This window comes from Candidatus Pelagibacter bacterium nBUS_25, from assembly GCF_051200975.1.
GTDB lineage: Bacteria > Pseudomonadota > Alphaproteobacteria > Pelagibacterales > Pelagibacteraceae > Pelagibacter.
In genome coordinates this window covers 694101-710244 of sequence record NZ_CP172846.1, presented here as the reverse complement: position 1 = coordinate 710244, position 16144 = coordinate 694101, and the positions used below count along the sequence as shown (strand labels likewise).

Below are 16144 nucleotides of genomic sequence, written 5' to 3'. Positions count from 1 at the left end.
ATGGAAAACCTAAATTTAGTATTACCTGAAATATTTATTTCACTTTCAATTATGTTTTTATTAGTTTTAGGTGTTTTTAAAAAAGATAGTTCAAAACTTACTTTTAACATCTCATTTATAGTTCTTTTAATAACTGCAATAATTACTCTTAACGAAACCTTTAGTATCGATCGAATAACTTTGTTTAACAATAGTGTTGTCATTGATCACATGTCTTCACTAATGAAAATTATTACACTACTTGGGGCTTTTTTAGTCTTAGTAATTTCATCTTCATACCTTAAAACATTTAAAATTTATAAGATTGAGTATCCAGTTCTAATATTAAGTTCGGTTTTGGGTATGATGGTAATGATTAGCTCAAATGACTTAATGGTATTTTACATGGGTCTTGAACTTCAATCTTTAGCTCTTTATGTGTTAGCTTCTTTTAATAGAGATCAATTAAAATCATCAGAGGCAGGCTTGAAATATTTTGTTTTAAGCGCCTTATCATCTGGTTTACTTCTATATGGTTGTTCATTAATTTATGGATTTTCAGGCTCAACAAACTTTAATGTAATTTCAAATCAACTAAATTCAAACGAATATGTGTTAACTTTTGGTATTGTATTTATCTTAGTTGGACTTGCATTCAAAATTTCAGCGGTACCTTTTCATATGTGGGCCCCTGATGTTTATGAAGGTTCACCAACATCTGTTACTTTATTCTTTACGATGGTGCCTAAAATTGCTGCTTTAACAGTATTTATAAGGTTTTTGTATGTACCTTTTTTAAATTTAATCGATCAATGGCAAATAATTATAATATTTTTATCTATAGCTTCGATGCTTTTTGGTGCAATAGCGGCTATTGGTCAAACAAATATAAAAAGGCTTGTAGCCTACAGTTCAATTGGTCATATAGGATATACATTAGCAGGCTTAGCAACAGGGTCTAACGAAGGTATTCAAAGCTCAATTGTGTACATATCAATTTATGTTGTTATGAACTTAGCTCTATTTTCATGTTTATTGATGCTAAAAAGAAACAATCAATATTACGAAGAAATTGATGATCTTTCAGGCTTATCAAAAAATCACCCTCTATTATCTCTATCTTTACTAATTATATTATTTTCTTTAGCAGGAATTCCTCCACTAGCTGGTTTTTTTGCAAAATTTTATATTTTTAAAGCTGTTATAGAACAATCAATGTATTTTTTAGCGATTGTAGGTTTGCTATCAACTGTTGTTGCAGCATTTTACTATTTAAGAATTATTAAAATAATATACTTTGATAAAGAGAAAGAAAAATATGATGATGACCATAGTTTATGGTTAAAATTTTCACTTACTCTTTCAACAATATTAATTCTCCTATACTTCATTTTTCCAAGTCAACTGATTGATGTAGTATCAAGAATTAATATTATTTAATGAAATTTAAAAAATTTAAATTCAAAAAAGTTAAAAGCACAAATAACACAGCAATTCGAATTATTAAAAACTCAAATTATAAATATGGGATGGTGGTATCTGATGCACAAACAATGGGTAGGGGTCAATATGGAAAAAAATGGATTTCACATAAAGGCAACTTATTTGTTAGTTTTTTTTATGAATTAGAGAATATTAACATAACCATATCAAGATTAACAAAAATTAATTGTTTATTAATAAAAAAATTATTAAAAAACTATTATAAAAAAGATATTACATTTAAAAAACCTAACGATTTATTAATTCAAAAAAAAAAGATATGTGGAATATTACAAGAAACAATTTCTATTTTTGATAAAAATTTTTTGATTATAGGCATTGGCATAAATATTAAGAAAAGTCCTAGAATTAAAAATTATCCAACTACTAGCTTGTATGAATTGATCGATAAATCTATTAATAAAAGAGAAATAGAGAACAAACTTAAAGTAATTTTTGAAAAAAATTTATTAAAAATGTATAAAATAAATTAATAATTAAATAATGTATATTCTTGGAGACATAGGTAACACTGAAACTAAAATTTTTTTAGTCTCACTTAATAATAAGATTACAAAGAAATTAACTTTTTCAACCAAAGATATAAATCAAATAAAATTAGAAAAATTATTCATTAATTTTAAGATTGATTATAAAAAAATAAATAAAGTACTATTTTGTAGTGTTGTGCCCAAATCATTTAATATGATTAAGAAATTTTTATCCAAAAAAATAAAAATTAGATGTTTTGAAGTAAAGGATTTAAACTTAAAATCTTTAATAAACATTAAAGCAAATTATAAACAGGTTGGTTCTGACAGGTTAACAAATGCAATTAGTTTAACAAATAGTCAGAATAACTTTATTATTTTAGATTTTGGAACAGCTACTACTTTTGATGTTTTGATAAAAAATACATATTCTGGTGGTATTATTGCGCCTGGTGTGAAACTTTCTTTAAATACACTGTCAGATCGAGCTACGCTAATCCCTAAAATTGATTTGAAAAAGATAAAAAATGTCATAGGTAATGACACAATCTCAGCAGTCAGATCTGGTTTTTTTTGGGGGTATGCAGGTTTAATTGACAATATCATTTATTTAATTAAGAAAGAGACTGGAAAGTCTTTTAAAGTAATAATTACTGGAGGATTTTCTAACTTATTTAAAAAATCAATAAAAACGAAAGTTTATCACAATAAAGAGATTACAATTAACGGTCTAATTAGGATTTCAAAATTAATTAAATAACATGAAAGACGAATTATTATTTTGTCCACTAGGTGGATCTGGAGAAATAGGCATGAACATGAATTTGTTTGCTTATGGTAAACCAGGAGAGCACAAATGGATTATGGTTGACATAGGTGTTACTTTCGCTGACGACACACTTCCAGGCATTGATTTAATATATCCTGACCCAGGATTTATTGTTGATAAAAAGGAAGATCTTTTGGGAATTGTTTTAACACATGCCCATGAAGATCATATTGGCGCTATAGCTCATCTTTGGCCACAACTTGAATGCAATATATTTGCAACTCCATTCACTGCTGTTTTAATCAAGGAAAAATTCAAAGAAAAACATATTGATATAACCAGATATCTAAAAATAGTACAATTAAATGGAACAATTGATTTAAATCCATTTAAAATTGAATACATAACACTAACTCACTCAATTTTAGAACCAAATGGTTTAAGAATAGAAACACCAGCAGGTGTAATTTTACATACTGGTGATTGGAAAATTGATCCAGAACCTTTGATTGGCGGAAACATTAATTCTAATAGATTGAAAGAAATAGGTAACGAAGGTGTTCTTGCAATGATATGTGACTCAACAAATGTTTTTAGTTTGGGTAAAGCAGGTTCAGAATTAGATGTTAGAAAAAGCATGCTAAACATTATGAGCAGTTTAAAAAAAAGAATTATTATTGCTTCTTTTGCCTCCAATGTTGCTAGACTAGAAACAGCTTTTTATTGTGCGGAAAAAACTGGCAGACAAATATCTCTAGTTGGAAGATCAATGCACAGAATATTTAAAGCAGCCAAACAATGTGGCTATTTAAAAGATGTTATTGAACCAATTGATCCACGAGAGGCGAAAAATATTTCAAGAGAAAAGATAGTTTATCTTTGTACAGGTAGTCAAGGTGAACCCATGGCAGCATTGATGAGAATTGCTAAATACACTCATCCAGATGTATTTATTGAAAAAGATGATACTGTCATATTTTCATCTAAAATTATTCCTGGTAATGAAAAAAAATTATACAATTTACAAAATCAATTAGTTAAAGATGGCATTGAAGTTATATCTGAAGAAAATGAATTTGTTCACGTTTCAGGTCACCCAAATAGAGACGATTTAAGAGAGATGTATGAATGGGTAAAACCACAGTGTGCTATCCCTGTTCATGGTGAACACAGGCATATGATTGAACACATGAAATTTGCAAAAGAAATGAATGTACCAAACCCTGTTCAAGTTGAAAATGGTGATATTGTTAAGCTTTATCCAGGAAAACCTGCAGTATATGATAAAGCTCCTAGTGGTAGACTTTATGTTGATGGAAACATAAGTGTAGTGGAGGATGCACAATCAATCAAAGATAGAAAAAATTTAAGTGCAAATGGATATATTGAGGCGACCATATTAATTACTCCAAAAGGTAATATTCATAAAAGACCAGTTTTAACTTTTAGAGGCATTCCAGTTGATGATACTGAGGAATTCATTTATGGCTTAGAAGATGAGATCGAAAAAATTACCAGAACCTTTAGACTAGGAAGTAAACAACAAGAGCATAATTTAATTGACGCTCTTAAAATTGCTTGTAGAAAATTTTCAAAAGAAAAAACTGGAAAAAAACCTTTTACAAATATTAATCTAGTAAGAATTTAATGAGTATTACAGGATTAGCTATAATCTACATAATTATATGGTGGATTGTATTTTTTGCTATATTACCAATTGATGTAAGTAGATCAAAATCTGTTAAAATTGAGGGTGAAGACCCTGGTTCTCCAGAAAATCCTAAAATGCTGAAAAAATTCCTATATTGTACTGGAATTACAACTATTATTTTTATTATAATTTATTTATTAATTAAATTTGAATATTTAAATTTAAGAAATATTATTAATTAAGATGCTTTTATCAAAATCTTTTATTCCAATATTAAAAAATAATCCTTCTGAAGCCAAAATAAAATCTCATCAATTAATGTTGAGAGTAGGAATGATTAAACAAGCTTCAGCTGGTATTTACTCTTGGCTTCCACTTGGGTTTAAGGTGATGAAGAAAATAGAAGCCATTGTAAGGCAAGAACAAAATAAGATTGGTGCACAAGAAATTTTAATGCCAACAATTCAATCGAGCGAAATTTGGAAAGAAAGTGGAAGATATGATGATTATGGAGAAGAAATGCTCAGAATTACAGATCGTCAGAATAGAGAAATGCTTTACGGACCAACTAACGAAGAGCAAGTAACTGAGATTTTTAGATCTTCACTTAAATCATATAAATCATTACCTCAGCTTCTGTATCACATACAATGGAAATTTAGAGATGAGATTAGACCTCGATTTGGAATTATGAGAGGTAGGGAATTTTATATGAAAGATGCATATTCATTTGATGTTACAGATGAAGATGCATTTTACTCTTATAATAAATTTTTCTTATCTTATTTGAGAACTTTTAAAAGATTATCATTAACAGCTATACCTATGGCTGCTGACACTGGTCCTATAGGAGGAAATTTATCACATGAGTTTATAATTTTAGCTGACACAGGTGAAAGTAAAATTTTTACTGATAAAAGAATTTTTGACTTAACTAGCGAAGGTACTAATTTAGAAAAATCTTCCTTGGAACAAATGCGTAAAAAATATGAACAGTTTTATTCAGTTACGGATGAAAAATTCAATAAAGAAGAATTCGAAAAGATTGTTTCAGAAGAAAATAGATTGATAACAAAAGGGATAGAGGTAGGCCATATATTTTATTTTGGTGACAAATATTCAAAAGCAATGAGTGCTGCTGTTGACCTTCCAGGTGGTAAAAAAGATTTTGTTAAGATGGGCTCTTATGGAATTGGTGTATCAAGACTGGTAGGGGCTATTATAGAGGCTAAATACGACGATAAAAATGAAATCATGAAATGGCCATTGTCTGTTGCACCTTATGATATTGCGCTTATTCCTATGATAAATAAAAATGATAACTCTGCTCTTGAAAAAGCTAATAATATAAATTCTGAACTAATAAAAAATAATATTGACGCAATTATTGACGATACTGATGAAAACTATTCATCAAAAATTAAAAAGATGAATTTAATTGGAGCTCCATATCAAATTGTTATTGGAAAAAAATCTGAGGGCGATCTTCTGGAATTTAAAGAAACTGGTGGTGAAACTCAAAATTTAAATTTAGAAAAAATAATTGAAATTATAACAAAACAAAAAGTTTCAAATTGATTTCTACGTTAGAAAAAGAAATTACTTTTAGATTTTTAAAAGCTAGAAAAAAAGATGGCTTTTTAAATGTTATATCTATTTTTTCCTTCATAGGAATTAGTCTTGGTGTTGCGGTTCTTATAATTGTTATGTCTGTTATGAATGGATTTAGGACAGAGTTAATAAATAAAATAGTAGGATTTAATTCACATATAACAGTAAAATCTTATGATAATAATGGAATTGATCATAACAAATTAAATAATAATAATTTAAAATTTATCACTAAAAATCTAATTTTCAGTAACTCAGGTGAAGCCATTATCTTAAAAAATAATACTTCAAAAGGAATAGTTTTAAGAGGTTATCAATCTAAAGAATTTTCTAATTTAACGATAATTAAAAATGAAAAATTTAAAGGTGATAAATCTAGATTAAATGAAGCCTCTATATCTATAGGGAATGAATTAAGTTTTAGTTTGGATCTTAAAATAGGAGATAAAATTACTCTTATGTCGCCATCAGGAGTTGAAACCATCATTGGAAGTATGCCCAAACAAAAAACTTTTGAAATAACTTCAATTTTTAATAGTGGATTAGCAGATTTTGATAACAATATAGCTATTATTAATTTAGATACTTTAGATGATTTTTTCGGATTTAAAAAAAAAGATAGAAACTTAGAAATTTATTTAAAAGATCCCAAAAATATAGAGTCACAAAAACAAATAGTTCAAAAAATTTTTGATCAAGAATTTATTTATACATGGGCAGATATGAATAGCTCTTTATTCTCAGCATTAAAGGTAGAAAGAAATGTAATGTTTATAATATTGTCTTTAATAATTATTGTTGCTGCATTCAATATTATCTCTGGATTAACAATTTTAGTTAAGAATAAAACAAGAGATATTGCAATTTTAAAATCAATTGGTATCTTAAATAAATCAATTGTTAAAATATTTTTTTTAATTGGTTTAATAATTGGTACCTCAGCAACAATTTTTGGAATTTTTTTAGGTGTAACATTCTCGTTATATATAGAAAATTTTAGACAATTTTTAAGTTCAACTTTTAATATCAGTCTATTTCCTGAGGAAATATATTTTTTAAGTACTATGCCATCAGAAATTAATCCCTCATCAATCCTATTGATAGCAATTTGCTCAATATTGATAACAATTATTGTTTCGATATTTCCAGCATTTAAAGCCGCTAATTTAGATCCAATTCAAGCATTAAAATATGAATAATTTTTTAAAATTAAAAAATATTTCTAAATATTTTAATACTAAAAAGAAAATAAAAGTTTTAAATAATCTTTCATACAATTTTGATAGAGGGAAAATGTATGCTTTAATGGGTCCATCTGGATCAGGAAAATCAACATTACTTAATTTGATATCTTTAATAGATAGACCCACTCTAGGATCTATTGAGTTTAATGACGACTTAGTTAACTTCACAAATAATAAAAAAAATGATATTTTTAGAGCCAAAAATATTGGCATTGTTTATCAGCAAAATAATTTGCTTCCTGATTTTACAGCAATAGAAAATGTTTACTTAGCAAACTTATCTATAAATAATGATAAAGACTCTGCCTTGATAAAAGCAAAAGATTTGTTAAGAAAAATAGGTTTATCAAATAGGTTAAATCATTTTCCATCTCAACTATCTGGTGGAGAGTGTCAACGTGTAGCTATTGCAAGAGCAATTATTAATGACCCTGAAATAATTCTTGCAGATGAACCTACTGGAAGTTTAGATTTAAATACTGCAAAAGAAATATTCCAACTTTTAAAAAACCAAAAAAAACCCAATAGACTTATTATATTTGCAACTCATAATAGATTTTTTGCCAATAAAGCAGATTGCCTTTTGGAGATTGTAGATGGTAGTGTAAAAACTATTAATGCCTGAGTCTTCTAGCCAAAATTTTAACCATCTAAAAATGCATTCGCAATATTCAATTTGTGAGGGAGCTGTAAAAATAGATGATTTACAAGATTTCTCAAAATCAAATAAAATTAAATCGTTAGCTCTTTGTGATACATCAAATTTATGTGGAGCATTAGAATTTGCTGAAAAAATTTCAAAAGTTGGAACACAACCAATAATTGGCACTCAAATTAATTTTAAATATGGTGACAATGTTGGTTTATTACCATTATTTGCCCTAAATGAAGAGGGTTATAAAAGAATAATTAAGTTATCTTCAAACTCATTCCTTGAAAATGATGAGCTATCTGATCCGCATGTTGATTTTAACGAATTGTTAGATGACAACATTGGTGTTGCTATTTTTTCAGGTACTGTTTTTGGATTATTTGGCGAACTATTTAATAAAGGAAAATTCAGTGAAATCCTTGTATTATATAAAAAACTAAAATTAAACTTTGGTGATCGTTTTTATATAGAGATACAAAGACATAATGATCAGAATGAACTAGGTTTTGAAAAATTTAATTTAACTAAATCTTTAGAATTAGAAATCCCAATAATCGCAACAAATGAAGTTTTTTATTTAGATAAAGATATGCATGAAGCACATGATGCATTGATATGTATTGGAAACAAAACTTATGTTAATGAAAAATCAAGAATAAAACTAAGTAATCAACACTATTTTAAAAACAATTCTGAAATGACAGAATTATTTGCAGATTTACCAGAAGCATTAGAAAATAACTATAATTTTCCACTAAGATGTAATTTTAGGCCTTTATTTTCAAATCCAATTTTACCAAATATTAGTTCTGATAAAGGAGGAAATGCAGATGATGTTTTAAAAAAAGATTCTTTACATGGACTAAGGATAAAATTTGATAAAACTTTTAGAATTAAAGCTAATGACCTTGAGACTAATAAAAAATACTTAGATTATAAAGATAGATTAGAACATGAGTTGTCAATTATAATTGAAATGAAATATTCTAGTTATTTTCTTATTGTATCAGATTATATTAAATGGGCTAAAAATAATGATATTCCTGTAGGACCAGGCAGAGGTTCAGGTGCTGGGTCATTGGTAGCTTGGTGTCTTTCAATTACAGATGTTGATCCTATCAAATTTAATTTAATTTTTGAAAGATTTTTAAATCCTGATCGTATTTCTATGCCTGACTTTGACATAGATTTTTGTGAGGAAAAAAGAGATTTAGTTTTTGAATATTTGACAAAAAAATATCAAGATAGTGTTGCTCACATTATTACTTTTGGTAAGTTAAAAGCAAGAATGGTAATTAGAGACGTAGGTAGAGTTTTAGGTTTGCCTTACGGTTTTGTTGACAGTATATCGAAAATGATTCCTTTCGATCCATCTAGACCTCAAAGTTTATCTCAGTGTATTGCTGGTGAACCAAGGTTACAAAAACTTGTAAATGAAGACCCTAGGGTAAAAAAATTAACAGATCTTTCATTAAAACTTGAGGGATTAAACCGTAATGTTGCTACACATGCTGCTGGTGTTGTTATTGCAGATAAAAAACTTACAGAAATAGTTCCATTATATAAAGATGTTTCAGCTAATTTATTATTACCGTCTACGCAATTCGACATGTATTCCGCTGAAAATGCTGGTTTAGTAAAATTTGATTTTTTAGGACTAAAAACATTAACAGTTATTAATAACACTCAAAAATTAGTAAAAAAAATTGATAAAGATTTTGACATAGAAAATATTAGTTACGAGGATCAAAAAGTTTTTGATCTATTATCTAGCGGTAATACTGTTGGTTTATTTCAAGTTGAGAGTGCTGGAATGAGAGAGGCTTTAATTCAAATGAAGCCCAATCATATAGAGGATATTATTGCCCTAGTTGCTCTTTATAGGCCTGGTCCTATGAGCAATATTCCTACTTATAATGATTGTAAGCATGGAAGACAAACCCCAGATTATTTACACCCTTTATTAGAGGATATTTTAAAACCAACTTATGGTGTAATTATATACCAAGAACAGGTAATGCAAATTGCCCAAACATTATCTGGATTTACAGCAGGTCAAGCCGATCTTCTTAGAAGAGCAATGGGAAAAAAGAAAAGATCAGAATTAGAAAAACAAAAACAAGGTTTTATTGCTGGTGCATTGAAAAATGGAATAGCAAAAGATGTTGCGGCAGGAATTTTTTTAAAGATTGAACCTTTTGCTGAGTATGGTTTTAATAAAAGTCATGCTGCTGCTTATGCAATTATTTCTTATCAAACAGCTTTCTTAAAAACTTATTATCCTAAAGAGTTTATTGCTGCATCAATGACAATGGATATTTCTAATCAAAATAAATTAAGTGAATTTTATGAAGAATTAAAAAGATTAAATATTGAAATTACAAGACCTGATATTAATGAATGTTTTGCAGATTTTAAAACAATTGATGATAAATTTTATTACGCTTTAGGAGGTATTAAGGCTGTAGGATTTGAAGCTATATCAAATGTTGTTAAGGAAAGAACTGAAAATGGTGAATTTCAATCTATAAATGACTTTTTAAACAGAGTTAACCCAAAAGATATGAATAAATTACAGTTAGAGGGTTTAGTTAAAGCTGGTGCTTTCGATAATATTAATAATAACCGACAATCACTTTTTGACTCTATTCCAAATTTTATTCTAAAGACTAAAAATATATTTGAAAATAAATCAGCAAATCAAATAGATTTATTTTCTGAGGATGAAACATCACAAAATAATATTATTAACGAAATAGAAGATTGGAAGTTTGAAGAAAGATTGTCTAAAGAATTTGAGGCAGTAGGTTTTTTTATTTCAGATCATCCTTTAAATCAATTTATAGAAATTTTTGATGATTATAAAATCATCGATTATTCAAATTTTAATTCTAGCGATGAAATTAAAGATGCAAATATTGCTGCCACTTTATTAAAAGTTCAAGAAAGAAAAACTGCCAAAGGTAATTCCTATGCTGTTTTAAAATTAACTGATTTAACTAGCGTTTTTGAAATATTTATTTTTTCAGATATTTTAGAATTAAATCGTGAAATTTTAAAAGAAGGTAATTCTTTACTACTAACTTTAATTAAAAGTATATCAAATGATGAAAATAGATTTAAAAGAATTAATGTCCAAAAAATAGGATCTATGATGGATATGTTTAATAGTCCAATTAACGAAGTGTCATTAGAGGTTAATTCCGAAGAAAATCTTGAGGCAATTTCAACAATTTTGATAGAAGATGGTAAAACAGAGGTAAATATTAATATTTGTGTTGATGACAAAATCTTGAAATTTAAACTTAAAAACACAAGGAATCTTGATCGAAAATCCTTAAATCTTTTGAGAAAAAGGAAAATATCTAGCTCTATAAGCTAAATAAAACTTGTTAATTTCATCAATTATTAGTAAATAGTCCCTAATTTAAATTAACACGCACACAGTTGTTGGTTTTATACCTCCGGTCCTTAATTGGAAATTACTGTGGTGGCTTAACCGGGAATAAATATGAAAATACCTAACATAACAATACAACAATTATTAGAAGCAGGCGTACATCTTGGTCACAAAACTTTAAGATGGAATCCAAAGATGAAAAAATACATTTTTGGAAAAAGAGACTCAATCCATATAATGGATTTAACCCAAACATTAGAGCTAACTAAAGTAGCTTTAGAGAAAATTTATTCAACAATTGCGAATAATGGCAAAATTTTATTTGTTTCAACAAAAAAACAAGCATCAGAAGCTATCGCTGAAGTAGCCAAAGAAACAGACCAGTACTTTGTAAATTACAGGTGGCTTGGTGGTATGCTTACTAACTGGGGAACTATATCTGGTTCAATTAAAAAAATGAAAAAATATGAAGCTGATTTGGTTGCTGAAAATAGAGGTTTCACAAAAAAAGAGCTTCTTAAAATGAGTGTCAAAAAAGATAAGCTTGAAAGATCATTGGGTGGCATAGCTGAAATGAAAAAAACTCCTGATTTGGTTTTTATAATCGATACAAATTATGAGTCACTAGCGATTGCAGAGTCGGTTAAATTAGGAATACCTATAATTGCTATTCTTGATAGTAATTCTAATCCAGACAATATTGATTATCCAATACCAGGAAATGACGATGCTCGTAGATCTATAGATCTTTATTGCAATTTAATTAAGGAAACTATTAATAATGCTAAGAGCTCAATTCCAGCTTCTGAACCTAAAAAGGAAACTTTTCAGGAAACTAAAGAAACAACTCAAGGGAAAACAGTTCAAGAAATTGACAGAGAAAAACTAGAACAAAAATTTTCTAAAGATAAAAAGGAGACTTTAAATTAATATGAGTGATATTGAAAATGTTAAGAAATTAAGAGAAGCAACTGGTGCCGGATTTAAAGATTGCAACCTTGCAATAAAAGAGTCGGGTGGTGATATTGATAAAGCAATAGAAATTTTACGAGTAAAAGGAATTTCAAAAGCCTCAAAAAAAATGTCTAGAGATGCTAAAGAAGGAGTTGTTGCTGTGAGTGGTAACGATATCAAAACATCAGTTATCGAGGTTAATTGTGAAACAGACTTTGTTGCTAAAAATGAGGATTTTACAAATTTTGTTAAAGAACTTAGTGATTTAAATAACGAAAAAAACTCTAATTTAGATGCTCTTAAAAGTTCTAAAATGAAAAATGGTGAAACTGTAGAAAATAATGTGGTATCTTTAATTGCTAAAATTGGTGAAAAAATTACAATTGGTAAGGCAAAAACAATAGAGAACGCTGGAACTGTAAATAATCATTATTTACATACAGTTGTGAAAGATAATATTTCAAAGTTGGCAGTAATTGTTTCATTAGAAACAAAAGATAATTCAGATACAGTTAAAAATTTTGGTAAACAATTATCAATGCATATTGCTGCTTCTAACCCATTAGCACTTACATCTGACCAAATTGACCAATCAGTTATTGATAAAGAACAAGAACTTGTAACTGAAGAATTAAAAAATTCAGGAAAACCAGAGGATATTGCAAAAAAAATTAGCTTAGGTAAGATGAATAAGTTTAAAGAAGAAAATTCTCTTCTATCTCAAGCATGGGTTATGGAACCTAAAAAGAAAGTGCAAGATATAGTAAAAGAACTTTCAATTGCTGATTTAAAAATAAAAGAGTTTTATAGAATAAAGATTGGAGAATAAATGTTTGACGAAAAGTCATACAATGTCAAAATGGATAAAGCCATTGAGGTATTCTCAAAAGAACTATCTTCCTTAAGAACAGGCAGAGCAAATGCTGCGATGTTAGATTTAGTTAAAGTTGATGTTTATGGTCAACAAATGCCTATAAACCAAGTTGGAAGCATAACTACACCAGAACCTAGAATGATAAATATTCAAGTTTGGGATGCTAGCAATGTGCCATTAATAGATGCAGCAATTAAAAAGTCTGACCTAGGTTTAAATCCACAAATAGACGGTCAATTAATTAGGCTTCCTGTGCCAGAACTTAATGAAGAGCGAAGAACAGAAATAAAAAAATTAATTAAATCTATTGGTGAAAAATGCAAAGTTTCTATAAGAAATATTAGAAGAGAAGCAAATGAAGAATTAAAAAAACTCTTAAAGTCTAAAGAAATTGGTGAAGATGAAGAAAAATCATCAGAAAAAAATGTTCAAACAATTACAGATGAACATATTAAAATTGTTGATGAAAAGGTTTCTTTAAAAGAAAAAGAAATAATGACCATATAAGATGAACCCACTTAATCACGTGGCTATTATAATGGATGGTAATGGTAGATGGGGTTTAAAACACAAAAGTTCAAGAAACGAAGGTCATAAAGCTGGTTTAAAAACTGTAGAGAAAATTATTAAAGAGTTTGTTAAACAGAAAATTAAACATCTTACATTATATGTTTTTTCTACAGAGAATTGGAGTAGACCAAAACAAGAAATTAACTATTTATTAAGTTTGCTTGAAAATTTCTTAACTAGTAAAATTAACGATCTAGATAAACAAAATATAAAACTTAATATTATTGGAAAAAAAAACTTTTCAAAAAAATTAAATAAACTTTTAAACTTTTCTGAAAAAAAAACATCTAAAAACTCAATTCTTCAAATTAATCTTGCATTAAATTATGGTTCAAAAACTGAAATTATAAACGCGTTTAAAAAAATAAGTAAAAATAAAGATAGAATTAATGAAGACAATTTAGCAAAATATTTGCAAACAAAAAATACCCCAGACCCTGAGATATTAATCAGAACAGGTAATACACAAAGATTGAGCAATTTTTTATTATGGCAATTGGCTTACACAGAAATTTTTTTTGAAAAAAAATTATGGCCAGATTTTAGTGAGAAAGATTATTTAAGAATAATCAAAAAATTTAAAAAAATAAAAAGAAATTTTGGAAATATTTAATGTCACAAAATTTATCAAAAAGAATTTTCACTTCATTTATTTTGTTAATTTTATTTCTTATTATTAATTTTGGTCATCAATATGTGTTTAATTTATCTTTATTAATTATAAGCACTATAATTTGTATTGAAGCCAATAAAATGTATTCAAAATTATCATGTCATAATTCATTAGAAAAAAAATATGCTATTAAAAAATTTAATTTTAAATTTTTAATTTTAAATTTACTAACCTTTTGTTACATTTTTTTTATATTTTGTAATTTTTCATACATAATACATGTATTGAAAGGCCCCACTTTTTTTCTTTATATCATCAGTATATGTTTTTTTACTGATATTGGTGGTTATGTATTTGGTAAAACCATAGGTGGCAAAAAATTATCTAAAATTAGTCCTAATAAAACAATATCTGGTACAATAGGCTCTTTTATATCTTCTATTATCCCACTAATGATTTTTTTAAATTTTGAATACTTTGATTTAGAATTTAATTTAAGTTTTATTATGTTTAATTTAACAGTTTCCTTAGCCAGTCAACTAGGTGATTTATCTATCTCATTTTTAAAAAGAAAAGCAAAAGTTAAAGATACAGGAAAAATTTTACCTGGTCACGGAGGAATTTTGGATAGAATGGATGGAATTATTTTTGCTGTGCCATTATCTTATTTTTTATTAAAATTAATTTAGATGAAGAAAAAAATAGCAATACTTGGATCAACTGGCTCAATTGGCAAATCGTTGATTAATATAGTTAAAAAAGACAAAAAAAACTTTGATACAATACTACTTACCGCTGATAAAAATTATAAAGAATTATTTAAACAAGCAAAAATTCTTAATGTTAAAAATTTAATAATAACTGATGAAAAATCATATCTAGAATTAAAAAAAAAGAAATTAAATAAAATAAAAATTTTTAATAATTATAATGATTTTAATATTATTTTTAAAAAAAAAATTGATTATGTAATGAGTGCGATATCTGGAATTTATGGATTAGAGCCAACAGTAAAGATTATTAAACATACAAAAAAAATTGCAATTGCAAATAAAGAGTCAATTATTTGTGGATGGCATCTTATTAAAAAAAATCTCAAACAATATAATACGTCTTTTATTCCTGTGGATTCTGAGCATTTTTCAATTTTTTACTCATTAGGTATAAATAAAATTTCAAATATAGACAAAATTTTTCTAACAGCTTCAGGAGGACCATTAAATAATATTCCAAAATCTAAATTTAAAGCTGTTGAAATTTCTGAAGTAATAAAACATCCTAACTGGAATATGGGAAAAAAAATTTCTGTAGACTCCGCCACAATGATGAATAAAGTTTTTGAAATTATTGAAGCAAAAAAAATATTTAATCTTAAATATGAACAATTAGACATATTGGTTCATCCCTCATCATATGTTCACGCAATAACCAAATTCAATGATGGTATGATAAAAATAATTGCACATGATACAGATATGAAAATACCAATATTTAATTCATTATATGATTCTCATGTTAAAACTATCAAAACAGATCAATTAAACATAAAGAAATTAAATTTTCTTAATTTTAAAAAGGTTGATACAAGAAAATTTCCTTCAATCAAAATGATTAAAAAACTTCATAATAAAGAAACTTTATTAGAGACAATTATTGTTTTGGCTAACGACGAATTAGTGAATCTTTTTTTACTAAAAAAAATTGATTTTACTGATATATTTATACTACTTCAAAGATTAATTAATATGAAAGAATTTAAAATTTACTATTATAAAAAACCAGGTAATATTGACTCAATAATTTCTTTAAAAACACTTATTAAAAAAAAAATCAACAAAATGATTAATTAAATAT

General features: G+C 27.0%; 15 protein-coding genes. All 15 read left to right on the top strand.

Features of this window, described 5'->3' with window-relative positions; genetic code table 11:
• The 15 genes from nuoN (at position 1) to ACIJYH_RS03745 (ending at position 16140) form a co-directional block, all read left to right on the top strand.
• Positions 1 to 1419, top strand: a complete 1419-nt coding sequence (gene nuoN / locus ACIJYH_RS03815; RefSeq protein WP_435162312.1) for an NADH-quinone oxidoreductase subunit NuoN — start codon at positions 1 to 3, stop codon at positions 1417 to 1419.
• Positions 1419 to 1955 (top strand): biotin--[acetyl-CoA-carboxylase] ligase, encoded by a 537-nt coding sequence (locus ACIJYH_RS03810; RefSeq protein WP_435162310.1) that lies wholly within the window; start codon positions 1419 to 1421, stop codon positions 1953 to 1955. The genes nuoN and ACIJYH_RS03810 overlap by 1 nt, the downstream gene beginning before the upstream one ends.
• 10 nt (positions 1956 to 1965) lie before the next feature.
• A complete protein-coding gene (locus ACIJYH_RS03805) occupies positions 1966 to 2712 on the top strand; it encodes a type III pantothenate kinase (RefSeq protein WP_435087322.1) in 747 nt (248 codons plus the stop codon).
• A 1-nt stretch (position 2713) separates the two neighbouring features.
• Positions 2714 to 4369 (top strand): ribonuclease J, encoded by a 1656-nt coding sequence (locus tag ACIJYH_RS03800; RefSeq protein ID WP_435095281.1) that lies wholly within the window; start codon positions 2714 to 2716, stop codon positions 4367 to 4369.
• Complete coding sequence (locus ACIJYH_RS03795; protein WP_435162308.1) at positions 4369 to 4614, top strand: DUF1467 family protein; 246 nt, start codon at positions 4369 to 4371, stop codon at positions 4612 to 4614. Before ACIJYH_RS03800 ends, ACIJYH_RS03795 begins: the two co-directional genes overlap by 1 nt.
• Before the next feature lies 1 nt (position 4615).
• Positions 4616 to 5950, top strand: coding sequence for a proline--tRNA ligase (gene proS / locus ACIJYH_RS03790; RefSeq protein ID WP_435087317.1), 1335 nt, complete (start codon positions 4616 to 4618; stop codon positions 5948 to 5950).
• Entirely contained in the window at positions 5947 to 7182 is a 1236-nt protein-coding gene (locus tag ACIJYH_RS03785; RefSeq protein WP_435162306.1) for a lipoprotein-releasing ABC transporter permease subunit, read from the top strand. The genes proS and ACIJYH_RS03785 overlap by 4 nt, the downstream gene beginning before the upstream one ends.
• A complete protein-coding gene (locus tag ACIJYH_RS03780) occupies positions 7175 to 7852 on the top strand; it encodes an ABC transporter ATP-binding protein (RefSeq protein ID WP_435162304.1) in 678 nt (225 codons plus the stop codon). The genes ACIJYH_RS03785 and ACIJYH_RS03780 overlap by 8 nt, the downstream gene beginning before the upstream one ends.
• Complete coding sequence (gene dnaE / locus ACIJYH_RS03775; RefSeq protein ID WP_435162302.1) at positions 7845 to 11261, top strand: DNA polymerase III subunit alpha; 3417 nt, start codon at positions 7845 to 7847, stop codon at positions 11259 to 11261. The genes ACIJYH_RS03780 and dnaE overlap by 8 nt, the downstream gene beginning before the upstream one ends.
• A 129-nt stretch (positions 11262 to 11390) precedes the next feature.
• Positions 11391 to 12209 carry a 30S ribosomal protein S2 gene (gene rpsB, locus ACIJYH_RS03770; protein WP_435162300.1) on the top strand — a complete coding sequence of 273 codons (819 nt, stop codon included), beginning with the start codon at positions 11391 to 11393 and terminating at the stop codon, positions 12207 to 12209.
• Between the two features lies 1 nt (position 12210).
• Positions 12211 to 13062 carry a translation elongation factor Ts gene (tsf, locus tag ACIJYH_RS03765; protein WP_435162298.1) on the top strand — a complete coding sequence of 284 codons (852 nt, stop codon included), beginning with the start codon at positions 12211 to 12213 and terminating at the stop codon, positions 13060 to 13062.
• A complete protein-coding gene (frr, locus tag ACIJYH_RS03760; protein WP_435087307.1) occupies positions 13063 to 13614 on the top strand; it encodes a ribosome recycling factor in 552 nt (183 codons plus the stop codon).
• Position 13615: 1 nt separating this feature from the next.
• Positions 13616 to 14290: a polyprenyl diphosphate synthase gene (gene uppS / locus ACIJYH_RS03755; RefSeq protein WP_435162296.1), complete on the top strand. Its 675-nt coding sequence runs from the start codon at positions 13616 to 13618 to the stop codon at positions 14288 to 14290.
• A complete protein-coding gene (locus ACIJYH_RS03750) occupies positions 14290 to 14979 on the top strand; it encodes a phosphatidate cytidylyltransferase (RefSeq protein ID WP_435162294.1) in 690 nt (229 codons plus the stop codon). Before uppS ends, ACIJYH_RS03750 begins: the two co-directional genes overlap by 1 nt.
• Positions 14980 to 16140: a 1-deoxy-D-xylulose-5-phosphate reductoisomerase gene (locus ACIJYH_RS03745; RefSeq protein ID WP_435162292.1), complete on the top strand. Its 1161-nt coding sequence runs from the start codon at positions 14980 to 14982 to the stop codon at positions 16138 to 16140.
• The last annotated feature ends 4 nt before the right edge of the window (positions 16141 to 16144 follow it).